This is a genomic window from Candidatus Poriferisodalis sp., from assembly GCF_965204195.1.
In the GTDB taxonomy this organism is placed as follows: Bacteria; Actinomycetota; Acidimicrobiia; order Acidimicrobiales; family Poriferisodalaceae; genus Poriferisodalis.
The window spans coordinates 3,481,756-3,508,260 of the sequence record NZ_OZ241975.1 but is presented as its reverse complement, the minus strand read 5'-3'; the positions used below and the strand labels follow the sequence as shown (position 1 = coordinate 3,508,260).

At 67.7% G+C, this 26,505-nt stretch carries 38 protein-coding genes and 1 pseudogene; 34 read left to right on the top strand and 5 right to left on the bottom strand.

Translation table 11 applies throughout. The annotated features are described in order from the left end of the window. Positions 1-134 precede the first annotated feature (134 nt). The 5 genes from ACOGI8_RS15870 to ACOGI8_RS15850 form a co-directional block, all read right to left on the bottom strand. Positions 135-827, bottom strand: a complete 693-nt coding sequence (locus ACOGI8_RS15870) for a hypothetical protein (protein WP_419854759.1) — start codon at positions 825-827, stop codon at positions 135-137. 74 nt (positions 828-901) lie between these two features. Beyond that, the gene (locus tag ACOGI8_RS15865; RefSeq protein WP_419854758.1) at positions 902-1,153 is read right to left on the bottom strand and encodes a MoaD/ThiS family protein; all 252 of its coding nucleotides are present in this window, start codon (positions 1,151-1,153) and stop codon (positions 902-904) included. Between the two features lie 42 nt (positions 1,154-1,195). Next, the gene (locus ACOGI8_RS15860) at positions 1,196-3,469 is read right to left on the bottom strand and encodes a xanthine dehydrogenase family protein molybdopterin-binding subunit (RefSeq protein ID WP_419854757.1); all 2,274 of its coding nucleotides are present in this window, start codon (positions 3,467-3,469) and stop codon (positions 1,196-1,198) included. Between the two features lie 51 nt (positions 3,470-3,520). Next, the gene (locus ACOGI8_RS15855; RefSeq protein ID WP_323671058.1) at positions 3,521-4,000 is read right to left on the bottom strand and encodes a (2Fe-2S)-binding protein; all 480 of its coding nucleotides are present in this window, start codon (positions 3,998-4,000) and stop codon (positions 3,521-3,523) included. After that, positions 4,000-4,878 (bottom strand): FAD binding domain-containing protein, encoded by an 879-nt coding sequence (locus tag ACOGI8_RS15850; RefSeq protein ID WP_419854756.1) that lies wholly within the window; start codon positions 4,876-4,878, stop codon positions 4,000-4,002. Before ACOGI8_RS15850 ends, ACOGI8_RS15855 begins: the two co-directional genes overlap by 1 nt. 261 nt (positions 4,879-5,139) lie before the next feature. Between ACOGI8_RS15850 and ACOGI8_RS15845 the strand changes: the two genes are divergently transcribed. The 34 genes and pseudogenes from ACOGI8_RS15845 (at position 5,140) to ACOGI8_RS15680 (ending at position 26,477) form a co-directional block, all read left to right on the top strand. After that, the gene (locus ACOGI8_RS15845) at positions 5,140-6,165 is read left to right on the top strand and encodes an NADP-dependent oxidoreductase (protein WP_419854755.1); all 1,026 of its coding nucleotides are present in this window, start codon (positions 5,140-5,142) and stop codon (positions 6,163-6,165) included. Between the two features lie 46 nt (positions 6,166-6,211). Next, entirely contained in the window at positions 6,212-7,177 is a 966-nt protein-coding gene (locus tag ACOGI8_RS15840; RefSeq protein WP_419854754.1) for a sterol desaturase family protein, read from the top strand. After that, positions 7,174-8,898 (top strand): GH3 auxin-responsive promoter family protein, encoded by a 1,725-nt coding sequence (locus ACOGI8_RS15835; RefSeq protein ID WP_419854753.1) that lies wholly within the window; start codon positions 7,174-7,176, stop codon positions 8,896-8,898. The genes ACOGI8_RS15840 and ACOGI8_RS15835 overlap by 4 nt, the downstream gene beginning before the upstream one ends. Positions 8,899-8,921: 23 nt before the next feature. After that, positions 8,922-10,052 (top strand): mandelate racemase/muconate lactonizing enzyme family protein, encoded by a 1,131-nt coding sequence (locus tag ACOGI8_RS15830; protein ID WP_419854752.1) that lies wholly within the window; start codon positions 8,922-8,924, stop codon positions 10,050-10,052. Further along, a complete protein-coding gene (locus ACOGI8_RS15825) occupies positions 10,049-10,507 on the top strand; it encodes a hypothetical protein (protein ID WP_419854751.1) in 459 nt (152 codons plus the stop codon). Before ACOGI8_RS15830 ends, ACOGI8_RS15825 begins: the two co-directional genes overlap by 4 nt. Positions 10,508-10,809: 302 nt before the next feature. After that, positions 10,810-11,484, top strand: a complete 675-nt coding sequence (gene rplC, locus ACOGI8_RS15820) for a 50S ribosomal protein L3 (RefSeq protein ID WP_419854750.1) — start codon at positions 10,810-10,812, stop codon at positions 11,482-11,484. 11 nt (positions 11,485-11,495) lie between these two features. Further along, positions 11,496-12,188 (top strand): 50S ribosomal protein L4, encoded by a 693-nt coding sequence (gene rplD / locus ACOGI8_RS15815; protein WP_419854749.1) that lies wholly within the window; start codon positions 11,496-11,498, stop codon positions 12,186-12,188. Next, positions 12,185-12,475, top strand: coding sequence for a 50S ribosomal protein L23 (gene rplW / locus ACOGI8_RS15810; protein WP_419854748.1), 291 nt, complete (start codon positions 12,185-12,187; stop codon positions 12,473-12,475). Before rplD ends, rplW begins: the two co-directional genes overlap by 4 nt. Positions 12,476-12,485: 10 nt before the next feature. After that, positions 12,486-13,322 (top strand): 50S ribosomal protein L2, encoded by an 837-nt coding sequence (rplB, locus tag ACOGI8_RS15805; protein ID WP_419854747.1) that lies wholly within the window; start codon positions 12,486-12,488, stop codon positions 13,320-13,322. A 4-nt stretch (positions 13,323-13,326) separates the two neighbouring features. Further along, positions 13,327-13,605 carry a 30S ribosomal protein S19 gene (gene rpsS, locus ACOGI8_RS15800; RefSeq protein ID WP_323671047.1) on the top strand — a complete coding sequence of 93 codons (279 nt, stop codon included), beginning with the start codon at positions 13,327-13,329 and terminating at the stop codon, positions 13,603-13,605. Positions 13,606-13,666: 61 nt separating this feature from the next. Beyond that, a complete protein-coding gene (gene rplV / locus ACOGI8_RS15795; protein WP_419854746.1) occupies positions 13,667-14,365 on the top strand; it encodes a 50S ribosomal protein L22 in 699 nt (232 codons plus the stop codon). A 2-nt stretch (positions 14,366-14,367) separates the two neighbouring features. Continuing rightward, complete coding sequence (gene rpsC / locus ACOGI8_RS15790) at positions 14,368-15,255, top strand: 30S ribosomal protein S3 (protein ID WP_419854745.1); 888 nt, start codon at positions 14,368-14,370, stop codon at positions 15,253-15,255. Next, on the top strand, positions 15,255-15,671 hold the full coding sequence (rplP, locus tag ACOGI8_RS15785) for a 50S ribosomal protein L16 (protein ID WP_323671046.1): 417 nt from the start codon (positions 15,255-15,257) through the stop codon (positions 15,669-15,671). The genes rpsC and rplP overlap by 1 nt, the downstream gene beginning before the upstream one ends. Beyond that, positions 15,671-16,060, top strand: a complete 390-nt coding sequence (gene rpmC, locus ACOGI8_RS15780) for a 50S ribosomal protein L29 (RefSeq protein WP_419854744.1) — start codon at positions 15,671-15,673, stop codon at positions 16,058-16,060. Before rplP ends, rpmC begins: the two co-directional genes overlap by 1 nt. Then, complete coding sequence (gene rpsQ, locus ACOGI8_RS15775; RefSeq protein ID WP_419854743.1) at positions 16,057-16,335, top strand: 30S ribosomal protein S17; 279 nt, start codon at positions 16,057-16,059, stop codon at positions 16,333-16,335. Before rpmC ends, rpsQ begins: the two co-directional genes overlap by 4 nt. Before the next feature lie 4 nt (positions 16,336-16,339). Next, positions 16,340-16,708, top strand: a complete 369-nt coding sequence (gene rplN / locus ACOGI8_RS15770) for a 50S ribosomal protein L14 (protein WP_419854742.1) — start codon at positions 16,340-16,342, stop codon at positions 16,706-16,708. A 43-nt stretch (positions 16,709-16,751) separates the two neighbouring features. Beyond that, positions 16,752-17,060: a 50S ribosomal protein L24 gene (gene rplX, locus ACOGI8_RS15765; RefSeq protein WP_419856424.1), complete on the top strand. Its 309-nt coding sequence runs from the start codon at positions 16,752-16,754 to the stop codon at positions 17,058-17,060. A gap of 65 nt (positions 17,061-17,125) precedes the next feature. Then, positions 17,126-17,683: a 50S ribosomal protein L5 gene (rplE, locus tag ACOGI8_RS15760; RefSeq protein WP_419856423.1), complete on the top strand. Its 558-nt coding sequence runs from the start codon at positions 17,126-17,128 to the stop codon at positions 17,681-17,683. Positions 17,684-17,728: 45 nt separating this feature from the next. Next, a complete protein-coding gene (locus ACOGI8_RS15755; RefSeq protein WP_323671042.1) occupies positions 17,729-17,914 on the top strand; it encodes a type Z 30S ribosomal protein S14 in 186 nt (61 codons plus the stop codon). 13 nt (positions 17,915-17,927) lie between these two features. Continuing rightward, positions 17,928-18,332 carry a 30S ribosomal protein S8 gene (rpsH, locus tag ACOGI8_RS15750; protein WP_419854741.1) on the top strand — a complete coding sequence of 135 codons (405 nt, stop codon included), beginning with the start codon at positions 17,928-17,930 and terminating at the stop codon, positions 18,330-18,332. Between the two features lie 9 nt (positions 18,333-18,341). Further along, the gene (gene rplF / locus ACOGI8_RS15745; protein ID WP_419854740.1) at positions 18,342-18,923 is read left to right on the top strand and encodes a 50S ribosomal protein L6; all 582 of its coding nucleotides are present in this window, start codon (positions 18,342-18,344) and stop codon (positions 18,921-18,923) included. Then, positions 18,920-19,273 (top strand): 50S ribosomal protein L18, encoded by a 354-nt coding sequence (rplR, locus tag ACOGI8_RS15740; RefSeq protein ID WP_419854739.1) that lies wholly within the window; start codon positions 18,920-18,922, stop codon positions 19,271-19,273. The genes rplF and rplR overlap by 4 nt, the downstream gene beginning before the upstream one ends. After that, on the top strand, positions 19,242-19,994 hold the full coding sequence (gene rpsE / locus ACOGI8_RS15735; RefSeq protein WP_419856422.1) for a 30S ribosomal protein S5: 753 nt from the start codon (positions 19,242-19,244) through the stop codon (positions 19,992-19,994). The genes rplR and rpsE overlap by 32 nt, the downstream gene beginning before the upstream one ends. After that, complete coding sequence (gene rpmD, locus ACOGI8_RS15730; RefSeq protein ID WP_419854738.1) at positions 19,991-20,248, top strand: 50S ribosomal protein L30; 258 nt, start codon at positions 19,991-19,993, stop codon at positions 20,246-20,248. The genes rpsE and rpmD overlap by 4 nt, the downstream gene beginning before the upstream one ends. Continuing rightward, a complete protein-coding gene (rplO, locus tag ACOGI8_RS15725) occupies positions 20,232-20,723 on the top strand; it encodes a 50S ribosomal protein L15 (RefSeq protein ID WP_419854737.1) in 492 nt (163 codons plus the stop codon). The genes rpmD and rplO overlap by 17 nt, the downstream gene beginning before the upstream one ends. 9 nt (positions 20,724-20,732) lie before the next feature. After that, the gene (secY, locus tag ACOGI8_RS15720) at positions 20,733-22,061 is read left to right on the top strand and encodes a preprotein translocase subunit SecY (RefSeq protein ID WP_419854736.1); all 1,329 of its coding nucleotides are present in this window, start codon (positions 20,733-20,735) and stop codon (positions 22,059-22,061) included. Further along, positions 22,061-22,621, top strand: coding sequence for an adenylate kinase (locus ACOGI8_RS15715; RefSeq protein WP_419854735.1), 561 nt, complete (start codon positions 22,061-22,063; stop codon positions 22,619-22,621). Before secY ends, ACOGI8_RS15715 begins: the two co-directional genes overlap by 1 nt. A gap of 106 nt (positions 22,622-22,727) precedes the next feature. Then, the gene (gene rpmJ / locus ACOGI8_RS15710) at positions 22,728-22,841 is read left to right on the top strand and encodes a 50S ribosomal protein L36 (protein ID WP_323671035.1); all 114 of its coding nucleotides are present in this window, start codon (positions 22,728-22,730) and stop codon (positions 22,839-22,841) included. Between the two features lie 18 nt (positions 22,842-22,859). Then, positions 22,860-23,237, top strand: a complete 378-nt coding sequence (rpsM, locus tag ACOGI8_RS15705; protein WP_323671034.1) for a 30S ribosomal protein S13 — start codon at positions 22,860-22,862, stop codon at positions 23,235-23,237. 58 nt (positions 23,238-23,295) lie between these two features. After that, entirely contained in the window at positions 23,296-23,688 is a 393-nt protein-coding gene (rpsK, locus tag ACOGI8_RS15700; RefSeq protein WP_323671033.1) for a 30S ribosomal protein S11, read from the top strand. A 1-nt stretch (position 23,689) separates the two neighbouring features. Beyond that, complete coding sequence (gene rpsD / locus ACOGI8_RS15695) at positions 23,690-24,307, top strand: 30S ribosomal protein S4 (RefSeq protein WP_419854734.1); 618 nt, start codon at positions 23,690-23,692, stop codon at positions 24,305-24,307. A gap of 59 nt (positions 24,308-24,366) precedes the next feature. Then, on the top strand, positions 24,367-25,380 hold the full coding sequence (locus tag ACOGI8_RS15690; protein ID WP_419856421.1) for a DNA-directed RNA polymerase subunit alpha: 1,014 nt from the start codon (positions 24,367-24,369) through the stop codon (positions 25,378-25,380). A gap of 2 nt (positions 25,381-25,382) precedes the next feature. Beyond that, positions 25,383-25,733: pseudogene (rplQ, locus tag ACOGI8_RS15685) on the top strand (50S ribosomal protein L17); the annotation flags it as partial. Positions 25,734-25,757: 24 nt separating this feature from the next. Then, on the top strand, positions 25,758-26,477 hold the full coding sequence (locus tag ACOGI8_RS15680; protein ID WP_419854733.1) for an RraA family protein: 720 nt from the start codon (positions 25,758-25,760) through the stop codon (positions 26,475-26,477). Positions 26,478-26,505 lie beyond the last annotated feature (28 nt).

Sequence of the window (26,505 nt, the reverse complement as noted above, 5' to 3'; positions counted from 1 at the left end):
TCCTTCGTTGGGCCAATCTGAAGCTGAGTGGCGAACAGGGCAGGTTGTCGTTGTGCGATGCCATCCGTCCGCCAATTGGCGCAGCGGCGGTAGACGGCATTCGGCGGGATTGGGAGAGTCGGCGCTTCGAGCGCTCATGAGCGTCTTGGATCATGTCGAGCCCGCCAGAACGTTGAACGCTTCGGAGTTGGCTGCTTCGAGCGCTCGCTTGGTGCTGTCTCGGCGCTGGCGTGATCCATCAGCGAACGGAGCCGCAGCATCAGCCCGCCGAGCAGGATTGTGAGCCGCGCGTAGATGCTCGTCCATTCGCTAAAGCGCGGATCGTTGTCATTGAAGCGCGGAAGCCCCTTCAGCAGCTTCATCGCTTCGATCACGTCCTCAAACGCCGCTAGCAGCGGTGCGAGCGCGATCTCTGGTGCTGGATGCCCTTGGTCGGGTGCTTCGGTGCTGGCTCGTTCCGCCAGTGCGTCCAACCGCACCCCGCAACCGCCGATCCGCATTGCGAGCCGCGCGTGCCCTTGCGCCCATTCGCCTGAGAGTGGATCGTCGTCGAAGCGCGGAAGCTCATCCAGCAGCCTCGCTGCTTCAATCACGTCCGCCATGGCCGCCAGCAGCAGTCCGAGGATGTCGATGGGCGCTGCCCGATCTTGCACAGGCCGCAGGATCGGTTCGCTGGCCTTGTACTCCTGCAATTGGCGCAGCCGTTCGCGCTGCGCCTCCGCTATCGCTTCGTCGCCGATGATTGCGGGCAGAGGTTGGTTCCACCGAGCGCGCTGCGCCTCAGATGCTGCATCGGCTGCGCGACGGCGGCGGAATCGACGTAGCACGTCAACAGCTCATTGGCCGAGAGCATCGGCTAATTCTGTTGTGCATCCGTGCCTCGGTTTCCCCGGCAGCTCAGTTATCCGCCCGCGAGCGGGCGGACTAGATGCACCTCTGACGTTGGGGTGAGGACTTCGAGCCAGGGGTCGGGGATGATCTCGCCGTCGATGGCGACTGCCGTTGAGGACGTCTCGACGAGGTGTGCGTTGAGCGACGGGTAGAGCTCTGCGAGCTGACGCACCAGGTCGCGCACATTCGTAGCGTCGATGGTGACCTCAGATGTGCCGCCGGTGTGCTGGCGCTGGTCGGTCGAGAAGTGAACGACCGCCATCGAGTCGCCCCGACGAATCGGCTCAGCGGCTTCGGGCTGCGATCAGCTCTCGGCGGCCGTCAGCGCTTCCAGCACTCGCGGTGGCGAGAGCGGCAGGTCGCTGATGCGCACGCCGGTGGCATCGGCCACAGCGTTGGCCATCACCGGCAGCGGCGGCACGATGCCCACCTCGCCGACACCGCGCACGCCATAGGGATGCGACGGGTTCGGCACCTCCACGATGCAGGTCTCGATCATCGGCAGGTCCGATGCCACCGGGATGCGGTAGTCGAGGAATCCCGGGTTCTCGAGGTTGCCGTCGTCGGAGTAGATGTACTCCTCATTCAGCGCCCAGCCGATGCCCTGCACCACGCCGCCCTGCATCTGGCCTTCCACGTAGCTGGGGTGGATCGCCGTGCCGGCATCCTGCGCGGTGGTGTAGCGCTCGACGGTGACCCGCCCGGTTTCCTGGTCAACCGACACGTCGGCGACCTGGACCGAGAAGGCCGGGCCGGCGCCGCGGGCATTCAGCGACGCAGTGGCGCCCAGCGGGCCGCCGGTGCGCTTGGCATTGCCGGTGATGGCAGCCAGCGTCAGCGGCTCCTGCTCGCCAGGTCCGTGCACGGCCGAGCCGTCCACCCACTCGACCTCTTCTACATCGCAATCCCACGTCTTGGCCGCGCGCTTGCGCAGCTGCTCCTTGAGATCGCGGCAGGCCTCCACGACCGCCATGCCCGTCGCGAACGTGGCGCGGCTGCCCTCGGTCACGTCGGTGAAGCCGACCACCTCGGTGTCGCCCACGACCGGCTGGATCAGGTGCACGTCGAGGCCCAGCTCCTCGGCGGCCATCAGCGCCATCGACGCGCGGCTGCCGCCGATGTCGGGGCTGCCGGTGATCACCGTGGCGGTGCCGTTCTCGTTCAGGTTCACCGTCGCGCTCGACGCCTCGCCGATGTTGAACCAGAAACCGCTGGCCACGCCGCGGCCCTGCCCTTCGGGCAGCTCCGACTGGTAGTGGTCGCTGTCGCGGATCGCTTCGAGGCACTCGCGCAGGCCGATCATCGGCCACTTGGGCCCGTACGGCGTCGGGTCGCCCTGCGAGGGGCAGTTCTGGATGCGGAGGTCGAGCGGGTCCATGCCGACACGCGCCGCGATCTCGTCGACCACCGAGTCCATCGCGAATGCTGCTGCAGGCGCCGAGGGGGCCCGGTAGGCCACGTTGACCGGCCGGTTGAGCACCACGTCGAAGCCCTCCACATAGAGGTGATCGAGGGTGTAGGCCGACACGACGCACATGCAGCCGAGCATCGCCGCGATGCCCTGGAAGGCCCCGTTCTCGTATGCCAGCCAGGCCTTCGCCGTGGTGATGGTGCCGTCGTTGCGGGCGCCGACCTTCATCTTGATGATGGCCCCGGGTGCCGGGCCGGTTGCCCGGAACACGTCCTCACGGCTCATCACGATCTTGACCGGGCGGCCGGCCTTCGTCGACAGCAGCGCCGCCACCGGCTCGATGTAGATCGTCGTCTTGCCGCCGAAGCCGCCGCCGATCTCGGCCGGGATCACCTTGATGCGCGAGGTATCCCAGCCCAGCACCGTGGCTGTCGACGAGCGCACCATGAAGTGGCCCTGGGAGGAGGCCCAGATGACCGCCTTGCCTTCCTGGTCGCAGTCGACCACACAGGCGTGCGGCTCGATGTAGCCCTGGTGCACCGCCTGGGTCGAGAACTCCCGCTCGATCACGATGTCGGCCTCGGCGAAACCTTGCTCGACATCGCCGCGCTCGTACACCGTGCGGGCCGCGATGTTCGACGGCTCGGTGGGCCGCGGCTCGACACCGCGCGTGAACAGGTTGTCGTGCAGCACTGGCGCGTCGTCGGCCATCGCGTCGGAGATGTTCAGCACGTGGGGGAGCAGCTCGTAGGTGACCTCGATGGCCTCCGCCGCTGCCTTGGCCTCGCGCCGGGTGGACGCCGCTACCGCAGCCACGGCGTGGCCGCTGTACAGCACCGTGTCGCGGGCGATGACCGTGCACATCAGGTTGCGCGTCGCGCCCTTGGGCGGTGCTTCGGGGAAATCGGCCCCGGTGACCACCGCTTTCACGCCAGGCATCGCCTCGGCGGCTGACGTGTCGATCGAAACGATCCGGGCGTGGGGATGCGGCGAGCGCAGGATGTGCCCGTACAGCATCCCCGGCAGGTTCAGGTCGGCCGCGTAGCGGGCCTTGCCGGCGACCTTGTCGAGCCCGTCGTGGCGGACGGGGCGGGTGCCGACCCAGCGGTACCCGCTCGTTCCGTTGCCATTGGTGCCGGTGCTTGCCGGAGCTTCAGTGGTGCTCATGTTCAGGTGTCCTTCTGCGATATCAGGAGAGTCTCAGCCAGCCGATGTCAATCAGGCTGGGGTACGGATCTGGACGGCGGCCTCGAGCACCGAGCGCACGATCTTGTCGTAGCCGGTGCAGCGGCACAGGTTGCCGGCGAGCGCGTAGCGCACTTCGGTCTCGGTGGGATCGGGGTTCTCGTCGAGCAGTGCCTTGGCGGCGATGAGGAACCCGGGTGTGCAGATGCCGCATTGCAGCGCAGCTCCTTCGAGGAAGCACTGCTGCAGCGGGTGCAGTTCATCTGCGCTGGCGAGACCTTCGCAGGTAGTGATGGCGGCGCCGTCGGCCTCGGGGGCGAAGATCAGGCAGGCACACTGCAGGCGCCCGTTCATGATGACCGAGCAGGCGCCGCAGTCGCCGGTGCCGCAGCCTTCCTTGGCCCCGATCAAGCCCAGCTCGTCTCGCAGGGCATTGAGCAGCGATTCGCCGTCTTCGGTCAGAAAATCAACGGCGTCGCCGTTGACCTCACAGTTCACATGGGTGCGGCTCATCAGGACGCTCCGTTCTGTCCGTTGCGTGTTCGAATCCGGTCGGCGGCAATGCCGGCGGCTCGACGGGTGAGCACGCCGGCGACCTGGCGCCGGTAGTTGATCGTGCCCCGCTTGTCGTCGATGGGATTGCATGCGTCGCTGGCGGCTGCGGCTGCGGCGGCCAGCGATGCGTCGTCGAGGCTGCTGCCCACAAGCGCTGCCTCCGCGGCGGGCACCCGCACCACGGTCGGCGCCACTGCGCCGAGCGCGACCGAGGCCGCGCTGACGGTGCCGTCGCCGTCCAGCGTGAGCCGAACTCCGGCACCTACGACGGCGATGTCCATCTCGGTGCGGGGGATCAGCCGCAGGTAGGCATCCGAGGTGCGGGCGGCTGGCCGGGCGAGTTCGAAGCACACCACGATCTCGTCGTGCGCCAGCGACGTCTGGCCGGGCCCGGTCACTACGTCGGCGACGGGCACCCGTCGCTCGCCATCAGCGCCTGCGATCACGGCGACCGCATCGTTCACCACGAGGGCAGGCACAGAGTCAGCGGCGGGGGAGGCGTTGCAGAGGTTCCCGCCGAGGCTGGAGCGGTTCTGGATCTGGTCTGATCCGATGAGTCCGGCAGCCTCGGTCAGGCCCGGGAAATCGGCAGCAAAGTCGGCGTTGGACGTGAGCGCCGAGCTGGGAGCCGCTGCACCCACCTGCCAGGTGTCGCCGTCGAGGCTCACCGACATGAGGCGGTCGATCTTCTTGAGGTCGATCACCATCGACGGCTCCGGCCGCCCGGCGCGCATCTGCGGCACGACGTCGGTCGCGCCTGCGAACACGATGGCGTCGGCATCGCCGGCCAGCAGTGTCCTCGCCTCGTCAATGGTGGTCGGTGCGGCATATTTCATGCGGATAGCTCCCGATCCGTTGGGTGTTGCGTCATGTGTCGACACACCGTCTCCCGGCGGTTGCGTCGCTCGCGCCGCCTGCGGGTGACGGCGCACACGGCAGCGGACGTTAGTTGCGCTGAGCCGTGCTCGTCGCATTAGCCACCGTCGCCGGTGTCCCGAGTGACTGCTGCCTCTGGCAAACGAGCGAAGAACCGCCGCTGACGAGCGGCAATCATGTGGTGCCGCAGCGACATCCGTTGACGAACCGAGGAGCGGGTCATGACTGGAGATACGAACACAGCGCGGGTATCGGACTGCGTGGTGCTTGCCGAGGTTCCCGACGGGCCGCTCAGCGCTGAGCACTTCGCGCTGCAGTCCGAAGAGGTACCCGATCCCGCACCAGGCGAGGTGCTGGTGCGGGTTCAGGCGATCACGATCGGCGCGGGACAGCGAGCCGGCCTGCAGGGCAGCGCCAGCTACGCGGGCGCCCCGGAAGTCGGCGTGGTGATGCGAGGCGCGGGCGCGGGCATCGTGGAAGCGTCGAACGCGGACGGCATCAGCGTCGGCGACACCGTCGTGGGCGCGACTGGCTGGCGTCGCCACGCTGCGATGGCCGGCGGCGAGCTGCGCGTCGCGGACGGCGCGCTCGATCCCGCCTTGCACCTGGGCGTGCTGGGCACGAACGGGCTCACCGCCTACTTCAGCTTGCTCGATGTCGGGCGACCAGAAGCGGGCGAGACGGTGGTGGTGTCTGCCGCAGCGGGATCGGTGGGCCACATCGTGGGGCAGATCGCCAAGACGCAGGGTTGCCGGGTGGTCGGCGTGGCCGGCTCGGATGAGAAGTGCTCGCTGCTGGTTGACGAGCTGGGCTTCGACGCGGCGATCAATCGCCACTCGCCTGATTTCCGGGCCGAGTTCCGCGCTGCCACGCCCGACCGCATCAACGTGTACTTCGACAACACAGGCGGCGAGATCCTCGGCTCCGCGCTCTTCCGCATGGCCACGTTCGGCCGCATCGTGTGCTGCGGAGCGGTCTCGGCGTACGACACCGCCAGCCCCGATCCCAGCCCCCGAGGCATCCCAGGTCTGCTGGTGAACAATCAGGTGCGCATGCAGGGCTTCCTCGTGTTCTCCTACACCGATCGCTACGACGAAGCCCGCACCCAGATGCGTGAGTGGATCAACGCCGGATCGCTCGTGCCCCGCCATGTCACCTACGACGGGCTCGATGCTGCGGGCGGCGCCTTCGTCGACCTCCTCGGCGGCCGCACCGTCGGCACCACCATCGTCCGCCTTGGCGACTGAGCGCACCGAAACAAGGGTTCGGTTCATGGCAACATAGGCTCGGCTCATGACGGCCGCCGATCCGCCCGGGCGATTTGAGGCCGCGCATCTGGCCCACTACCCCGAGCGGCCTAGCGCAGCGGGCAGGTTCGCGGTCCGGGTCTCGTACCCGGCCGTGATCCTGCTGGGAGTCGGCATCTTCGCCGTGGCAGGATCGCTGGGGATGCCGGCTGTGGCGTCGTCGTACGTTGCCGTGCTGGTCGGGGCAGGGCTGGTCACGCTGCACGAGATCGTCTTGCCCTACCGCCCCGAATGGCGCCCCCAGGGTGCTGACGTGCGAGCCGACGTGGCGTTCATGGTGGCCGTCCAGGTGGTGCTGCCGCTGCTGCTCTCGCTGGCGGTGACGGCGGCGTTCGCCGGATGGCTGCGAGCAGGCGACTTGACGCTCGGGGGTCTGTGGCCGCACAGCTGGCCCGTCGCGCTGCAAGCGGCGCTGATGATGGTTGTGGCCGACTTCTTCCGCTACTGGCTGCACCGGGCGTTCCACGGTTCGGCCTTCATGTGGCGCTGGCACGCGGTGCACCACTCGCCGCACCGGCTGTATTGGCTGAACGTCGGGCGCTTCCACCCGGCGGAGAAAGCGGTCCAGTTCTGCGTCGATGCGTTGCCGTTCGTGCTGGTGGGCGTGGGAGGCGAGGTGCTCGCGGCCTACTTCGTGTTCTACGCGCTGAACGGCTTCTACCAGCACTCCAATTGCGATGTGCGCCTCGGCTGGCTCAACTACCTCATCAGCGGCCCAGAGCTGCACCGCTGGCATCACTCCGAATTGCCGGCGGAGTCAGATCACAACTTCGGAAACAACCTCATCATCTGGGACGTGCTGTTCGGCACCCGGTACCTTCCCGCCGGCGCGGCGGTCGGACAGCTCGGACTGCTGAACCGCGACTACCCGACTGGCTTCCTGGCTCAGATGCGCACCCCCTTGATTCGAGGACTCGACAAGCGAGCAGCCGCGACGGCGACGCCGTCGTGAAGGGCAACTCGGGGAAAGACAGTTCGGCAATAGGCGGTCTCAACTATCGACTGCTTCGGGCCGGGCTGGCCGCGGCCAGCGGCCGCACCTACCGCGGCCTCGTGCGTGCATGCGCCGATCCGGGGGCGGTTCAGCAGCAGGTGCTGCAGCGCATCGTGTCGGGCAACGCGAACACCGTGTTCGGCGCCGATCACCGCTTCGGCTCGATTGCTGGCTTCGAGGACTACCGCCGTGCCGTGCCGGTGCAGACCTACGAAGACCTGCGGGAGGCGATCGAGCGGCAGGAAGCCACCGGCGAGCAGAGCCTCACCGCCGAGCAGCCGGTCTATTACAACCAGACCAGCGGCACCGTCGCCGAGCCGAAGAACATCCCGCTGACCAAAGCCGGCCTCGCCCGCATCCAGCGCTTGCAGCGGCTCGCGGCCTACGCCTTGTCGCGGCGCACCTCCGCGCTGGGCGGCAAGGTGTTCGTGGTGAGTGGTGCCGCGCACGAGGGCACCATGCCGGCGGGCACGCCGTACGGCTCGGCGTCAGGGCTCCTGTACGCGAGCCAGGGCAAGCTGCTGCGCCGCCGGTATGTGCTGCCCGCGCCGGTGTCAGGCATTGCCGACTACGACGCCCGCTACCTGGCGATGGCGGTGCTGGGTGCGGCTGACGGTTCCGTGACCACGATGGCGACTGCAAATCCTTCGACGTTCATCCGGCTGCTGGATGTGCTCAATAGCTCGGCCGACATCGTGCTCGACGCGGTGGCTGCGGGGAGGCTGCCGGCGGGCTGCGAGGTGCCCGGAGGCGACGACCAGTTGGGCCTTCGCGCGGACCCCAAGCGAGCGGCGGCGTTGAGCAAGCGTCTCGAGGCCAACGGCGAGCTCACCTATGCCGACATCTGGAGCGATCTGCGTGCTGTGGTGACGTGGACCGGGGGGAGCTGCGGTCTGGCGGTCGCGCGTCTGCAGCCGATGCTGACGCCCGATTGCCCTGTGTTCGAACTCGGCTATCTCGCCAGCGAGGTGAGCGGCACTGTCAACATCGATCCCGTCGCAGGCTCCTGCGTCGCGACCCTGCAGGACAACTTCTTCGAGTTCGCAGATCGTGATGAGTGGGAGGCGGCCGCCGACGATGCCGACTGTGGCCAGCAGACCTGCACGCTCGCCGATCTCGAGCCTGGCCGCGACTACTACGTCATCGTGACCACGGCCGACGGCCTGTACCGCTACGACATGAACGACATCGTGCGGGTGACGGGATTCGTCGACCGCGCGCCGGTGCTGTCCTTCATCCAGAAGGGCAAGGGTGTCACGAGCATCACAGGCGAGAAGCTCTACGAGTTCCAGGTGATGTCAGCCGTGACAGCCGCGGTCACCGAGCGAGGCACGGCGGCACCGTTCTTCATCATGCTGGCCGACGCCGCAGAGGCCCGCTACACGCTCTATGTGGAGCTGGCGAGTACGCCGGCTGGCCCACAGGGAGCCGAACTTGCCAGCGATCTGTCAAGCAACATCGAGCGAACGCTGCGACAGGCCAACGTCGAGTACGACCAGAAACGAGCGAGCGGCCGGCTGGCGCCCCTGCGCGTCCGGTTGCTCGCAGCGGGCACCGGCGATGAATTCAGGCGCCAGCGCGTCGCCGACGGTCAGCGAGACGTGCAGTTCAAATACCTCCGGCTGCAATACGACGCCGACTGCTCGTTTCGCTTCGACGATTTCGCAGCTCCAGCCTGAGAGCGACCGAACGAGGTGAATGCGTGCAGATCCGCCGCCTGAAGATGTTCACCTTCCCCGTGCCGTTCAAGCGCGTCTTCCGGCATGCCTCCGCCAGTCGCCGCCACGCCGAGAACCTCATCGTGACGGCCCACGGCGACGACGGCGCGATCGGCTACGGGGAAGGGTGCCCACGGCTGTACGTGACGGGGGAGACCGTCGGGGGCTGCGCCGCCTTCGTCAACCAGCACGCAGCGTCATTCTGCGCGGAAGTCGGGAGCGTGGACGACTTGCGTTCCTGGATCGACGCCCATAGCGATGCCATCGACGAGAACCCGGCCGCGTTCTGCGCGATGGAGCTTGCCGCCCTCGACCTATTGGGCAAGGCGGGAGGCTGCAATATCGAGCAGTTGCTGGGCGTTGCTTCAGGCCCGCCCGACGTGGCCTATACCGCTGTCCTGGGCGACATGGGTCTGCTGCTGTATCGATGGCAGCTGCGCGGATTCCGGGTACGGGGCTTCACCGACTTCAAGGTGAAGCTCTCGGGCTCGCTGCAGCGTGACCGCGCCAAGCTTGCTCCGTTCATTTCCCGGGAGTCGAGCCCGGCGACGGTTCGCCTCGATGCGAACAACCTCTGGGAGACGCCCGAGCAGTGCGCAGCGCACTTGGATGCACTGGGCGACATCGCATTCGCCGTCGAGGAACCGTTGCAGGCGGGTGATGTCGATGGGTGCATGCGCGTCGCGCAGCAATGCCGGGTGAAGATCATCGCCGACGAGAGCTTGCGGCTCGCCCGGCAGCTCGACGCGCTGGCGGAGCCGTCGGCGTGGATCGTGAACCTGCGGGTGTCGAAGATGGGCGGGATCGTCAGGTCGCTGGACGTGGTGGCTGCTGCTGCGCGCGCCGGCATTGACGTCATCGTCGGATGCCAGGTGGGAGAGACGAGCCTGCTCACCCGGGCGGCGCTCGCCGTCATCGCGAGCGCCCCGGGTGCTGTTGTGGGGGCCGAAGGTGCCTTCGGGACGCATCTGCTGGCCCGCGATCTCACCGATCGGACGATCATGTGGGGCGACGGGGGCGTGCTGCGCGGCCGCGATGTGCCTGATCGCAGCGGCGGCGGGCTGGGCTTGCAGCTCGACCCCGCGGCCGTCCTGGTGCCGCTGGAGGACCGGTGAGCGACACTCGATTTGCTGCGGCAAGCCTTGTGTTCGGCCTCGCATTTCTGGCCCGCGTCGCGGGTCAAGCAGTACAGCGCTGGTGGGACGTGGCTTTCCTGCCTTCCCAAGACGCCTGGCAGGGCAGCAGCCTGCCGTTCCCGGCGCTGTTCGCGGCCCAAGTGGTGATCTTGATGATCATCGCTGCCGCGACGCTGCGAATGCGAGTTGGCCGGAACCTCTTCGGGCGGCGCTGGGTGCGACCAGTTGCTTGGTTCGGCGTCCTGTACTTCGCTGTCATGGCGGCGCGTTTGGCAGTCGGATTCCTCGGCGATGCTGGGGCGTTCGGCGACGACAGCATCGCTGCAGGGAAGTGGTTCACTGCCTACCTGCCGACGGCATTCCACCTGGTCCTGGCGAGCGAAGTGATGCTGTTCGCGGCCTATCAACGAGGGCGCCCCCAACCCGCTGGCTGAACGGGCGCGAGGTTGGGGCGGTCGTGGGGGGTCGGTAGCCTGCTTCATTCGCGGCGCGGACTTCCTGCGTCGAACTGACGTCCGGCAAGGCCGGATGCCTCCCCGCTACGGGTCGGGTGTTCGGAACCGGTCGGCACAACCTCAGAACCGCTCCGCCGGCGCAGCCGTGCGGAGCGTTCGCATGGCGGCCCGCTAGGCGGGCAGCCAGAGAGACAGCGGCCCGCTGAGCGGGCGGCCGAAGGGACAACTGCCCGCTGTGCGGGCAGTGAGATGCAGGGCGAAAGCACGAGAGAGACGCGCACATGGCCAACAGGGCGCTCGTCGCCACCAAGGTCGGCATGACACAGCTCTGGGACGACGACAATCGCGTCGTCCCGGTCACTGTGCTGCGCGTCGATGACTGCCGCGTCACTCAGGTGCGCACCAACGAGCAAGACGGCTACACCGCGGTGCAGGTCACCTACGGCCACCGCGAGGCCCGCAAGGTCAACAAGCCCATCAATGGCCACTACGAGCGCGCCGGGATCGACCCCGGCGTACAGCTCGTAGAGCTGCGGCTCGACGATGTGAGCGAAGTACCGGTCGGCACCGAATTGGGTGCCGACCTTTTCAGTCCCGGAGAGCTCGTCGATGTGACAGCCACCTCCAAGGGCAAGGGTTTCGCCGGCACCATGAAGCGACACAACTTCTCGGGCCAGCGCGCCAGCCATGGCGCGCACCGGGTGCACCGGGCCCCCGGCGCCATTGGCGCCTGCGCTACGCCCTCACGGGTGTTCAAAGGCACTCGCATGGCCGGGCGCATGGGCGGCGAGAAGGTCACCACGCTCAACCTCGCCGTCGTCGAGGCCGACGCCGAGCGCGGCCTGTTGCTGGTGCGGGGCTCCGTCCCCGGACCCAAGGGCGGCACGGTTGTCGTGCGCAACGCAGTCAAAGCGCCGCAAGGCGCGTCAAACAGCACAGCATCGGCTGAGGTCTGAGGTCGATTCTGATGCCGCTCACGCTTGACGTTCGCACCCCCGACGGCGGCACCGCCGGCACCGTGGAACTCGATGAGGCCATCTTCGGCATCGAGCCGAACATGGCGGCGCTGCACCAGGCCGTCACGGCCCAGCGCGCCGCCCGCCGGAGCGGCTCTCACAGCACCCTCACCCGGGCCGAAGTACGCGGCGGCGGCGCCAAGCCGTGGCGGCAGAAGGGCACCGGTCGGGCTCGCCACGGTTCGATCCGTTCGCCGCAGTGGGTCGGCGGCGGCGTAGCGCACGGTCCCAAGCCGCGCGACTACCGCCAGAAGGTGAACCGCAAGACCGTGCGGCTGGCGCTGCGCTCCGCTCTCAGCGACCGAGCTCGGAGCGAACGCGTCATGGTCATCGACGAATGGAACTTTGCCCAGCCGCGCACGAAGGACGCCATCGCAGTGCTCGAGAACCTGTCCCTCTCCGGACAGGTTCTGCTGGTTCTGGGCGACAGCACGGCACACCAGACGGCTGATCGCAGTTTCCGCAACCTCCCGTCGGTGCACTCGGTCAGCGCGGCCGAGCTGAACGCATACGACATCCTGCGCTCGGACTGGCTGGTGTTCACTCGCGACACGCTGCCGACCAGTACTGGGCCCACGAGCACTGGGCCCACCAGCACTGGGCCAGCCACGAACGGAGCAGCGAGCGAGGGGGATGACCGGTGAAGGATCCCCGCGATGTGCTGCTCGCTCCCGTCATCTCGGAGAAGTCGTATGACTTCCTCGAAGAGGGCATCTACGTGTTCCGCGTCCACCCGTCTGCAAGCAAGCCGGAGATCCGCCAAGCGGTCGAGGAGATCTTCGACGTCAAGGTCGCCAAGGTCAACACGCTGAATCGCAAGGGCAAGAAGCGGCGCAACCGGCGCAACAACACCGTCGGCAAGCGGCCGGATACCAAGCGGGCCATCGTCACCCTCGTCGAGGGCGACTCGATCCAGATCTTCAATTCCTAGGCGGGGCGTCATGGGCATTCGAGTACGCAAGCCGACCAGTCCCGGCCGAAGGTTTCAGACGGTCTCGGATTTCGCCGACATCACCGCGACCAAGCCCGAGCGCTCGCTCATCGCCAAGCAGCACTCCACCGGCGGCCGCAACAACCACGGCCGCAAGACCTCCCGCCACCGTGGCGGCGGTCACAAGCAGCGCTACCGGGTGATCGACTTCCGGCGCAACAAGGACGGTGTGCCCGCCACGGTCGCCACCATCGAGTACGACCCCAATCGCAACGCGCGCATCGCGTTGCTGCACTATCACGACGGCGAGAAGCGCTACATCCTGGCGCCGGCGGGGCTGGAGGTGGGCGACAAGCTCGCCAACGGTGCCCAGGCGGAGGTGCGTGTCGGCAACGCCATGCCGCTGCGGTACGTGCCGGTCGGCACCACCGTGCACAACGTGGAGCTCAAGCCGGGCGCCGGCGGCCGCATGGCCCGTTCGGCCGGCGCCAGCGTGCAGCTCGTGGCCAAGGAGGGTGCGTACGCCACCTTGCGCCTGCCGTCCACCGAGATGCGCCGGGTGCCGATCGACTGCCGCGCCACCATCGGCTCGGTGGGCAACGCCGAGGCCGACCTCATCAAGATCGGCAAGGCCGGCCGGAACCGCTACAGGGGCGTCCGGCCCCAGACCCGTGGCGTGGCCATGAACCCGGTCGACCATCCCCTCGGCGGCGGTGAGGGCAAGTCGTCGGGCGGGCGTCATCCGGTGTCGCCGTGGGGCAAGCCTGAAGGCCGCACCCGCTCCAAGAACCGCAAGTCCAACGACCTCATCGTCCGCCGCCGCCGGACGCGCGGGTCCCGGAGGTAGAGCGATGCCGCGCAGTCTCAAGAAGGGCCCGTTCGTCGACGACCACCTGCTCTCGAAGGTGGACGAACTCAACGAGAGCGGTGAGCGCAAGGTCATCAAGACGTGGAGCCGCCGCTCCACGATCATCCCCGAGATGATCGGTCACACCATCGCGGTTCACGACGGGCGCAAGCACCTGCCGGTGTACGTGACCGAGTCGATGGTGGGCCACAAGCTCGGCGAGTTCGCCCCGACGCGGACGTTCAAGTTCCACGCCGGCCAGGAACGTGGAGGCAGGCGATGAGCGGGTGCACGCCAACGCAGACGTTCAAGCCCCGCGCCGGACGAGAGCAAGGCAGCAGGCGATGAGCGGGTTGATTGACCTCGACGTCATCGCCGGCGCGAAGGCGACGCACAAGTACGCGCGCCTGTCCGCGTCGAAGGCGCGGGTGGTGCTCAACCTCATCCGCGACGAAGACTTGGCGCTCGCCCGCGACCGCCTGCGCTTCTGCGAGCGCGGCGCCGCCGAGGTGGTGTCCAAGGTGCTCGAGAGTGCAGTGGCCAATGCCACCAACAACGAGCAGCTCGACGCCGACGAGCTGTATGTGGCCGAGTGCTGGGCCGACGAGGGTCCGGTGCTGAAGCGCTGGCGCCCGAGGGCACGGGGCCGCGCCACGCGCATCTTGAAGCAGACCAGCCACATCACGGTGATCGTGGCGCAGCTCAGCCCCGAGGAGCTCGAGATGCGCGAGGCCCGATTGGCCGCCTCGGGCTCTCAGACCGCCGCGGCTGCGCGTGCGGCCCGCGTGGCCGCCAGCCGCGCAACTCCCGACACCGACGAGGCCGAAGAGGCTGCGCCCGATGACATCGACGCAGTAGTTGACGAGACCGCGACAGACGATGCCGCGGCCGCCGGCGCAGAGGAAGCAACCGAACCAGCCGACGAGACCGGAGAGATTACGGCTGCTGCGACGGACGAGATCGAAGCAGCCGATGAGAACGGCGAAGCCAGCGGGGACGATGCTGCCGACCCTGAAGCTGCCGACCCAGAAGAACGGAACTGATCATGGGTCAGAAGGTCAACCCGTACGGTTTCCGCTTGGGAATCACCACCGACTGGAAGTCCCGTTGGTACGCCGACAAGGAGTACCAGGACTATCTCATCGAGGATTGGAAGATCCGCGACTTCCTGCGGACGGAGCTGCCGCATGCCGCGATCAGCCGCATCGAGGTGGAGCGAACCCGGGATCGCCTGCGCGTCGACGTGCACACGGCCCGGCCGGGCATCGTCATCGGCCGCCGGGGCAGCGAGGCCGATCGGCTGCGCACGAAGCTCGGCAAGATCTCGGGCAACCCGAAGGTCCAGCTGAACATCCAGGAGATCAAGCAGCCCGAGCTCGAGGCAGCGCTCATCGCACAGGGCGTTGCGGATCAGCTCGCCGGCCGCGTCGCCTTCCGGCGGGCCATGAAGCGTGCCGTGCAGAACGCCCAGAAGGCCGGCGCGCTCGGCATCCGGGTGCAGTGCTCAGGCCGGCTCGGCGGCTCGGAGATGGCCCGAACCGAGTGGTACCGCGAAGGCCGGGTGCCGCTGCACACGCTGCGCGCCGACATCGACTACGGCTTCCGCGAAGCCCGCACCACGGCGGGTCGCATCGGCGTGAAGGTGTGGCTCTACAAGGGCGACATCCTTCCCTACAAGGTGTCCTCCGACGAGCGCATTCACCGCGAGGCGGCCATGGCCACTGGCCAGACGTCGGGTGACGGCGCACCCCCAGGGGGCGTGGTGTCATCGGCCGGGCGCAAAGGTGATCTCGAGGACATCCCCGAAGAGCCCGTCCCGCTGCTGCGCGAGGCCGATCCCGAATTCGAGCGCCTGCTCGAAGAGGAAGAGCAGATCGAGCGGGCCACACGCGACCAATCCCAGACGCCCAACTTCCGGCCGGGAGACGACTGATGCTGATGCCTCGCAAGGTGAAGCACCGCAAGGCGCATCGCGGTCGCATGAAGGGCCGCACCAAGGGCGGCACGGCCGTGCACTTCGGCGACTACGGCATCCAGGCGCTGGAGCCTGGCTGGATCACGGCCCGCCAGATCGAGGCGGCCCGTATCGCCATGACCCGACACGTCAAGCGCGGCGGCAAGGTCTGGATCAACATCTTCCCCGACAAGCCGGTAACCGCCAAGCCTGCGGAGACCCGCATGGGCTCGGGCAAGGGAAATCCGGAGAAGTGGGTGGCCGTGGTGAAGCCCGGCCGTGTGATGTTCGAACTGGGCGGCGTGAACGCCGAGCTGGCCCGTGGCGCCATGGAGCGCGCCATCCAGAAGCTGCCCATCCGGGCACGGGTGATCTCCCGAGAGGAGGCCATCTGATGGCAAAGGCCGTGACGCTCCGGACCCTGTCGGATGATCAGCTGCTTGACGAGCTGGACAGCGCGAAGAAGGAGCTGTTCAACCTGCGATTCGCATTCGCAACGGGGCAGCTCGACAACTCCGCGCAGGTGGCTGCCACCAAGCGCGACATCGCCCGCATTCACACCGTGCTGCGCGAGCGTGAGATCGCAGCGGCCGATGTGCTGCTGGACCCATCGGCTGGCCCGGTGCAGGGCTCGGCTGCTGGTCTGGCTGGCCCGTCGAATGACCCAGTGCAGGGCTCGGCTGCTGGTCTGGCTGGCGCCTCGCAGGGCTCGGCCGCTGGTCTGGCCGGCGCCTCGCAGGGCTCGGCCGCGGACAGCGCAGATTCCACAGGAGATCCGTCATGAGCACCGAGACTGCCGAGACCGTCGAGCGCAACCGGCGCAAGGTGCGCGAGGGCATCGTCACCTCCACCAAGATGGACCGCACGGCGGTCGTCTCGGTGACCGAGCGTGTGCGCCACCCCCGCTACTTCAAGACCGTTCAGCGCACCAAGAAGCTGTACGTCCACGACCCCGCTGGAGACACGCGTCCGGGCGACCGGGTGCGCGTCATGGAAACCCGGCCGATCTCGAAGACCAAGCGCTGGCGCTTGGTGGAGATCATCGAACGGGCGCGGTGAGGTCATGATCCAGCAAGAGTCCCGACTCAAAGTCGCCGACAACTCCGGCGCCCGCGAGGTGCTGTGCATCCGCGTGCTCGGCGGCACGGGTCGGCGCTACGCCTCGATCGGCGACGTTTTCGTTGCCACTGTGAAGGACGCCATCCCGGGCGCAGCGGTGCGCAAGGGCGACGTGGTGCGCTGCGTCGTGGTGCGCACGCGCAAGCAGCGCAGGCGCCCCGACGGCAGCTACATCCGCTTCGACGAGAACGCCGCCGTGCTCGTCGACGACAACCGCCAGCCGCGTGGCACCCGCATCTTCGGCCCCGTCGGCCGCGAGCTGCGCGACAAGCGCTTCATGCGCATCGTGTCGCTCGCCCCGGAAGTTCTGTGATGGGGGTGACGTGATGGCACGCCAGAAGAACCAGCTGCCGCGGCTGCGAGTCCGCAAGGGCGACACCGTGCGCGTTGTCTCCGGCCCTGACAAGGGCAAGGAAGGCGAGGTCGTGTCGGTGGATCTGGCGCGCCGCCGCCTCACGGTGGAAGGCGTGAACGTGGGGCACAAGCACCAGAAGCCCTCCCAGCAGAACCAGGAGGGCCAGATCATCGACTACCTGCTGCCGATCGACGTGTCGAACGTGGCGGTGGTGTGCCCGCGAACGGGCCAGCCCGGTCGGGTCGGTTTCCGCTTCGAGGGCGGCCGCAAGGTGCGTTACCACCGAGTCTCGGGGGAGGAACTGCCATGAGCGTGACCGAGGCCCCCTCCGCCGCTCCGTCCGACACCGGCGGCAACGAGCGGCCCGAGCCCCGGATGCCCGAACCTCGTATGAAGGTGCTCTACCGCGACACCGTCCGCGCGCAACTGCTCGACGAGCTCGGGCTCGCGAACGTGATGCAGGTGCCCACGCTGACGAAGATCAGCGTGAACATGGGCGTCGGCGCTGCGCTGACGAACCGGGGCCTGCTCGAGGGCGCCATCGACGACCTCAGCCGCATCTGCGGTCAGCGGCCGGCGATCACCCGGGCGAAGCAGTCCATCGCAGGGTTCAAGCTGCGCGAGGGCAACGCGATCGGCGCCCGCGTCACCATGCGCCGTGACCGGATGTGGGAGTTCTACGACCGTCTCGTGTCGTTGGCCATCCCTCGTATCCGCGACTTTCGGGGTCTGTCGCCGCGCAGCTTCGACGGCCACGGCAACTACACGTTCGGCCTCACCGAACAGTTGGTCTTTCCCGAGATCGACTACGACAGCGTCAACCAGATCCGCGGCATGGACATCACGCTCGTGACGTCAGCCGTCGACGACGAGGGCGGGCGTGCCCTGCTGGTTGCGCTCGGCTTTCCATTCCGCCAACACCCAACGACCTAGCACCCGGCTAACTCACCAGGCCCCGATTCAACAAAGGCAGTACCGATGGCCAAGAAGGCACTCGTCAACAAGCAGCAGCGCACCCCCAAGTTCAAGGTGCGCGCCTACACGCGCTGCCGCGTGTGCGGCCGACCGCGGTCGGTATACCGCAAGTTCGGGCTGTGCCGAGTGTGCCTGCGAGAGATGGTCCATGCCGGCGAGGTGCCCGGCGTGACGAAGGCCAGTTGGTGAGGGAGGTGCGCACATGTCGATGACCGACCCCATTGCGGACATGCTCACCCGCATTCGCAACGCCAACATGGTGTTCAAAGACGAGGTGGCCATGCCGTCCTCCAAGCAGAAGGAGCGCCTGGCGGCGATCCTCAAGCGCGAGGGCTACGTGAGCGACTACCAGGTGAGCGACGGCACCGACGGCCCCGCCCCGACGCTCACCATCAACCTGAAGTACACCGGTGACCGCGACCGCACCATCTCGGGGCTGCAGCGCATCTCCAAGCCCGGGCTGCGGGTGTACACCAAGTCCGACAAAGTTCCCCGCGTGCTCGGCGGCCTCGGCATTGCCGTGCTGTCGACGAGCCGGGGCCTGATGACCGACCGCGAAGCTCGCCGTAACCGCATGGGCGGCGAGATCCTCTGTTACGTCTGGTAGGAGGCGGCGATGTCACGCGTGGGCAAAACGCCCATCTCGATTCCCGACGGGGTGACGGTGACGGCCGAACCAGCCCCCGATGTCGCCGGTTCCGTGGCTGGCGATGTGGTGACCGTCAGCGGTCCTGGAGGCGAGCTCCAGCGCGAGCTGGCCGCGGGCATCCGTGCGCGCGTCGACGACGGGGAAGGCGGCAGCCAGGTCGTCGTGGAGCGCGCCGATGACAGCCGCTCGCAGCGGTCGCTGCACGGCCTGAGCCGGGCGCTGGTCGCCAACATGGTGCAGGGCGTGTCGCAGGGCTTCTCCAAGGAACTGCAGATTGTCGGCGTGGGATATCGCGCAGCAGCCCGCGGATCATCGGCGCTTGAGCTGTCGCTGGGATTCAGTCACACCGTGCCGGTGACGGCACCCGACGGCATCAGCTTCGAGGTGCCGAGCCAGACGTCCATCATCGTGAAGGGCATCGACAAGCAGCTCGTCGGGCAGGTCGCGGCCAACATCCGTGCGCTGCGCAAGCCCGAGCCCTACAAGGGCAAGGGCATCCGCTACGTCGACGAGCGCGTGCTGCGCAAAGCCGGAAAGGCGGCGAAGTGAGTGCTCCCACGAGGGCGGCCCGGCGTGATCGGCGCCGCCGTCGCGTCCGCAAGAAGATCACCGGCACCGCAGCGCGCCCGCGCCTGGCGGTGCACCGATCCAACCGGCATATCAGCGCCCAGCTCATCGACGACGAAACCGGCCGCACAGTGGCTGCTGCGTCGTCGCGCGAGGCCGGCGTGACCGGTGGCGGCAACATCACAGCCGCTGGCGAGATCGGTCGGCTCATCGCCGAGCGGGCTCGGGCGGCTGGCGCCACCACGGTCACCTTCGACCGGGGCGGGAACCGCTACCACGGCCGCATCGCGGCCCTTGCAGATGCTGCCCGTGCGGGCGGCCTGGAGTTCTGAGGGAGGACTCGTGACAGACGCACCAACCTCACAGGCCGGCCCTTCTCAACCGCGCAGCGGCAATGAAGCCGGCGGCGGCAGTGAACGCGGCGGCGGCAACGAGCGCGAGCGGGGTGGCCGTCGCCCGCGCGATCGCCAATTTGACAACCCCCGCAACAGCGGCGACGACGGTCTGCGTGAATCGCGGGTCATCGACATCAACCGCGTGGCCAAGGTGGTCAAGGGCGGCCGCCGCTTCTCGTTTTCCGCTCTCGTGGTGATCGGCGACGGCGCGGGCCGGGTCGGCCTGGGCTACGGCAAGGCCAAGGAAGTGCCGTTGGCGATCCAGAAGGGCACCGAAGAGGCCCGCAAGAGCCTGTTTGAGGTGCCCCTGGCCGGCTCCACCATCGTCCACCCCGTGCTGGGAGTCATGGGCGCCGGCAAGGTGCTGCTGCAGCCGGCGGCGCCCGGTACCGGCGTCATTGCGGGCGGCGCCGCCAGGGCGATCCTCGAAGAGGCAGGCATCAGCGACGTGCTGGCCAAGTCGCTCGGCTCCTCCAATCACATCAACGTCGCCCGAGCCACGATCGCGGGTTTGGCGGCCCTGAAGCGTCCTGACGAGGTGGCCAAGCTGCGCGGGCTGTCGCCCGAGGAGTGCATCCCGGCCGGTCTGCTCGAGGCATACCGGGAGACAGAGCGCACGCGCAAGCTGAGCGACGCATCTGCGGGGGCACCGTCATGAACGCGCCGGTTTTGAATCAGCACGGCACCAGCCAGATCGTGGTGACCCAGGTGCGATCGGCCATCGGGGCCAAGCCCAAGGCACGCGGCGCGCTGCGGGCGCTTGGGCTGGGCAAGATCGGCCGCAGCCATACGCTGCCGGATCGACCGGAGATCCGCGGCATGCTGCGCAAGGTGAGTCATCTGATCGCCGTCGAAAACGTCGCAGGTGAATCCGTTACAGCTCAGGAGGTCGGCGATGCTGAGACTGCATGATCTGGCCCCGCCGCCGGGATCGAAGCGCAAGCGCAAGCGAGTGGCGCGCGGCACCAGCGGCAAGGGCGGCAAGACTGCCGGCCGCGGCACCAAGGGCACACGCGCCCGTGGCACCGTTCCTGTCTGGTACGAGGGCGGGCAGTTGCCGCTGCAGGTCCGCGTTCCCAAGCTCAAGGGCTTCAAGAACCCGTTTCGCGTCGAGTACCAGCCGGTCAATCTCGACACCCTCGAAGACTGCGGTCTCGACGAAATCACCCCCGCCGAGCTGCTGGCCCGCGGCTTGGTGTCCAAGGGTGCCATGGTCAAGATCCTCGGGCGCGGCGAGATCACCCGGTCCGTCACGGTGAAGGCCCATGCCGTGTCTGGCTCGGCCCGGGCAGCCATCGAGACTGCCGGCGGCAGCATCGAGATTCTGCCGCCCACATTCAGCGGCCCCCGGCCACCCGCTCGGGGCAACCAGCACACAAATCGCTAGGGGCTCATCGTGCTCGGCCACATGCGCAACATCTTCCGGATCGCTGACCTGCGCCGGAAGATCCTGTTCACGCTGTTCATCATCGCGGCGTACAGGCTGGGCTCCCAGGTGCCGGTGCCGGGTATCGACTTCGACGCCATTGTGTCCTTGCGCGAGCAGGCCAGCTCGACCGGCGGCGTGCTGGCGCTGCTGAACCTGTTCTCGGGCGGCGCGCTCACCAACTTCGCGATCTTCGCGTTGGGGATCATGCCGTACATCACGGCGTCGATCATCATCCAGATCCTCACCGTCGCGATCCCGCGCTTCGAGCAGCTCCAGCAACAGGGTGCGGTAGGGCAGCGGAAGCTGACGCAGTACACCCGCTACCTGACGCTGGGCATCGCCTTCGTGCAGGCCACGGGCATCACGTTCATCTTCGGGCGGGGCCAGGGCACCGCCTTGGGCAACACCGCCGGCGTCATCGTCATCCCCGACTTCACGTTCAACCGCGTGGCGCTGGTGATCCTGTCGCTGACGGCAGGCACGGCGCTGCTCATGTGGATGGGCGAGCTGATCAGCCAGCGCGGCGTGGGCAACGGCATGTCGCTGCTGATTTTTGCCTCGGTCGTGTCCACGATCCCCTTCGACGGGGCCCGCCTGCTGGCGGTGCAAGGCACGGTGTACCTGGCGGCCGCGGTCATCGTGGCCACGGGAATGATGGTGGCCATCATCTTCATCGAGCAGGGCCAGCGTCGCATCCCGGTGCAGTTCTCCCGCCGGCAGGTGGGCCGCAGGCTCTACGGCGGGCAGAACACCTACATCCCGCTGAAGGTCAACCAGTCGGGCGTGATCCCGGTGATCTTCGCCAGCTCGATCCTGTTCCTGCCGGTGCTGCTGTCGAACGTGGCGAACTGGGGCTGGCTGCAGACCGCTGTTGACGAGTACCTGACCCAGCCCGACAACATCGCCTACATCCTGTTCTTCGGCGGGCTGATCGTGGGCTTCGCCTACTTCTATACGGCCATCACATTCGACCCGGTGCGCCAAGCCGACAACATCCGCAAGCAGGGCGGCTTCATTCCCGGCATCCGGCCCGGGCCGCAAACCGAGCGGTACCTGGCCAGAGTGCTGAACCGCATCACGCTGCCGGGCGCTCTGTTCATTGCCTTGGTGGCGCTGCTGCCCAGCGTGCTGCTGTCGCTGACCAGTGACCTCGATGCGCTGGGCTCTGGTGGCGCCGGTGCAGCCATCGGCTTCGGCGGCGTCTCGATCCTGATTGCCTCCGGCGTGGCGCTCGAGACCATGAAGCAGGTCGACAGCCAGTTGCTGATGCGCAACTACGAAGGATTCCTGGCCTGATGAGCACGCGACGACTGGTCATCCTGGGCAAGCAGGGAGCTGGCAAGGGCACCCAGTGCGAGCTGCTGGTGGAGCGCTACGGCGTCGCCCACATCTCGACTGGCGACATGCTGCGCGCTGCGGTCGCTGCAGGCACCGAGCTGGGTCGGCAGGCCAAGGCAGTCATGGATGCAGGCGACCTGGTCAGCGACGAGCTGATCCTGGGCATCGTGGCTGAGCGGCTCACCGAGCCCGACACTGCTGCCGGTTTCCTGCTCGACGGCTTCCCTCGCACCGAAACCCAGGCCGACGGTCTGTTCGCGCTGCTGGCGCCGAACGCGGTGGACCGGGCGATCGACCTGGACGTGCCCGACGAGGTAGTGACCCGGCGGATGCTGGAGCGGGGCCGAGCCGACGACACGCCTGAGGCCATTTCCCGGCGGCTGGAGCTGTACGAAGCCGAGACAGCGCCGCTGCGGAAGCTGTTCGCCGATCAGGGAGTGCTGGTGACGGTGGACGGACTCGGAACCCCCGCCGAGGTCCATGGGCGCATCGTGGCCGCCATCGAGGCGACACTGTGAGCTCTTGTTGGCGGCCATGGCGGCCGCACGAACAGCACAGCGGCCGCCATCGAGGCGGCACTGTGACCCCTATACTTGCTCGCTCGTCTACAGCGCAGGTCACCCGATGAAAGTCCGTCCGAGCGTCAAGAAGATCTGCGACAAATGCCGCGTGATCCGCCGTCACGGGCGGATCCGGGTGATCTGTGAGAACCCGCGACACAAGCAGCGGCAAGGCTGAGACAGGAGTTCTGTATCGATGGCCCGAATCGCCGGCGTCGACATACCGCGTGAGAAGCGTGTGGAGATCGCGCTCACCTACATCTACGGCATCGGCCGCTCGGCCAGCCAGCAGATCTGCGAAGACCTGAACATTGCCGAGCGCACGCGCGTGCGTGACCTGACCGATGCCGAGGTGGCCCGTATCCGCAACCACATCGACGCAAACCTGGCCGTCGAGGGAGACCTGCGGCGCGATGTCGCCCAGGACGTCAAGCGGAAGATCGAGATCGGCTGCTACCAGGGCGTCCGTCACCGCCGCGGGCTTCCGGTACGGGGCCAACGCACGCATACGAACGCACGCACCCGCAAGGGTCCGCGCAAGACCGTCGCGGGCAAGAAGAAGGTACGCAAGTGAACGTGCGCAGCCGAATTGGCCGGCAACGAGAGACCGGACGCATGAGAGGCGGGCGAAAGTGAACCAGCAGCAGCCTCGCCGCGGGCGGCGCAGGGAGCGCAAGAACGTCGGCGACGGTGTGGCGCACATCAAGAGCTCGTTCAATAACACGATCATCACCTTCACCGACCTGCAGGGCAATGTGGTGTCGTGGGCCTCGGCCGGAAACGCCGGTTTCAAGGGCTCCCGCAAGTCGACGCCGTTCGCCGCGCAGCAGGCCGCTGAGCAGGCCTCCGAGCGCGCCATGGAACATGGCGTGCGCCGGGTGCACGTGCACGTGAAAGGTCCCGGCTCGGGCCGCGAGACCGCGATCCGCTCCATCCAGAATTCCGGCATCGAGATCAAGGGCATCCGCGACATGACGCCGGTGCCGCACAACGGCTGCCGCCCCCCGAAGCGCCGGAGGGTCTGAGATGTCTCGCTACACCGGTCCCAAGGCACGCGTCTCGCGGCGGCTCAACACCAATATCTGGGGCACTGAGGGCGAGACAAAGGCGCTCGACCGGCGTCCCTACCCGCCCGGCGAGCACGGCCGCGGCAGGCGGCGCAGCCAGAACTCGGAGTTCTTGCTGCAGCTGCAGGAGAAGCAGAAGTGCCGCTTCACCTACGGGATGACAGAGCGGCAGTTCCGCAACGCCTACGAAGAGGCTGCCCGTCAGCGCGGGGTCACCGGCGAGAACCTGTTGCGGCTGCTCGAGCTGCGGCTCGACAACATCGTGTACCGGGCCGGCTGGGCGGCGACTCGCCCGCAGGCTCGCCAATTCGTGAGCCATGGCCACATCGACGTCAACGGACGCCGCGTGAACATTCCCAGCTTCCGTGCCCGCAAGGATGACGTGATCGAGTTGCGGACCAAGGCCCGCGAGATCGTCACCATCCGCTGGAATCTCGATGTGCTGGACCGCACCCCGCCCCCGTGGCTGGAGGCGAGCGACGGAGGCCAGCGGGTCACCGTGCGCGAACTGCCGATCCGATCCCAGATCGAGATCCCGGTTCGCGAGCAGCTCATCGTCGAGCTCTACAGCAAATAGCCCTGTCAACATCTGCCGCCCACGAAGGGGTGAACGTGTCCATCTCCGACACCTTGGTCATGCATCGACCGACGATCGACATCCTCGGCGAGCCCGAGGGCAACCGCCAGCGCTTCGCCATCGGCCCGCTGGAGCCGGGATTCGGGCACACGCTGGGCAACTCGCTGCGCCGCACGCTGCTGTCGTCGATTCCCGGCGCAGCGATCACACAGGTGCGCTTCGACGACGCATTGCATGAGTTCACGACCATCGAGGGTGTCGTCGAAGATGTCACCGACATCATCCTGAATCTCAAGGACGTGGTGCTGAGGTGCCACATCGACGAGCCCGTAGCGGTGCGCCTCGATGAGCGGGGCGTGGGTCCAGTGCTGGCGGGGCACGTGGACTGGGGCATCGACGTCGAGTGCCTGACCCCCGACCTGCACATCGCGACGCTCGGCGAGGGCGCCCGCCTGGCGATGGACCTCACTGTGGAGCGCGGCTGGGGCTACGCGGCACCCGAGAGCGAGCGAGCCGGCAGCACGATCGGCGTGATCCTCGTGGACGCGCTGTTCAGCCCGGTGCGTCGTGTGGCGGTGGAGGTCGAGCCGGTGCGCGTCGAGCAGTCCACCGATTTCGATCGGCTCGTGCTCGACATCGAGACCGATGGTGCGATGACGCCGCGCGAAGCGCTGTCGTCGGCGGGCGACACCCTGTGCCGGCTGATGCTCATGATCGCCGAGCTGTCGCCGGAGCCCCTGGGCCTCGACATCGCCGAGGTGGCGGTCGGCGGCGGCCGGACCAGCGATCTCGAACGTCCCATCGAAGACTTGGGCCTGTCCGAGCGCGCCCGCAACTGCCTCAAGCGTGCGCAGTTCAACACCATCGGCGAGTTGCTCGACCAGTCGGTGGATGAACTCATGACCGTTCCGAACTTCGGCCAGAAGTCGCTCGACGAGGTCATCGAGAAGCTCGACGAGCGGGGTCTGGCACTGCGTGGCATGAGCCCGTCATCTGAGGCTGAGTCTGAAGGCGAGACCGAGGGCGATGCCGAAGGCGACGTCGAGCAGGCCACCCCTGCGGCGGTCAGCTGATCATGCCCACGCCCACGAAGGGCCGACGCCTCGGCGGCAGCGCCAGTCACCAGCGCTCCATGCTGGCCAACCTGGCGGCGTCGTTGTTCGCTGCGGAAGCCATCGAGACCACCGAGGCCAAGGCCAAGGCGCTGCGGCCGTACGCCGAGAAGCTCATCACGAAGGCGCGCAAGGGCGGCCTGGCACGGCATCGCCAGATCATCGCCAGCCTCAACGGCGACCAGGAGATGGCCCAGAAGCTGATCGACGAGATCGGCCCGCGCTACGAGGGACGTCCGGGCGGCTACACGCGCATCTTGAAGCTCGGACCGCGCCGGGGCGACAACGCCCCCATGGCGCTCATCGAGTTGGTCTAGCTCCTCGCGGCATCCCGGCACATGAGCACCGATGTCCCGTTGAGCACTGGGCCGTTGAGCCTTGGCGTGCTCGACGCGTTGCGGGCGCTGGACACGCCGACCGTCTGCAACGCGCTCGAGGTCGTGGCTCCGCACCGCCGCGCTTACGGGTACACCACGTCACCGCTGGTCTGTCCCGACCCGGACACCGTCATGGTCGGCTACGCCCGCACGGCCACGATCCGCGCCAATGCGCCATCGGGCCGATCCCGTGACGACGACTTGGCAATGCGGGTCGGCTACTACCGGCACATGGCCGAAGGCCCTCAGCCCACGATCACGGTGATCCAGGACACTGACGCCTCGCCCGGCTACGGCGCCTGGTGGGGCGAGGTGAACAGCAGCATTCACGCCGGGCTGGGTTCGCTCGGCGTCATCACCAACGGCTCGATCCGTGACCTGGGGGAGTGGGCGCCGGGCTTCGGCGCCTTGGCCGGCTCGATCGGCCCATCCCACGCATGGGTGCACGTTGTGGAGTACGCAGTGCCGGTGACGGTGCACGGCATGTCGGTGCAGCCCGGCGATCTCATTCACGCCGACCGCCATGGTGCGGTCGTGGTGCCGGTCGATGTAGCGGCTGAGGTTCCCGCGGGGGCCGCGAAGATCGCAGCCGCTGAGCGTGTCCTCATCGACGCTGCCCGCAGCCCGGATTTCGGCATCGAGGGGCTCACGTCGCTGCTCGACCCCAAGGGCGACCACTAGCCCCACCGGGCCCGCTCGGCTCTTGGGT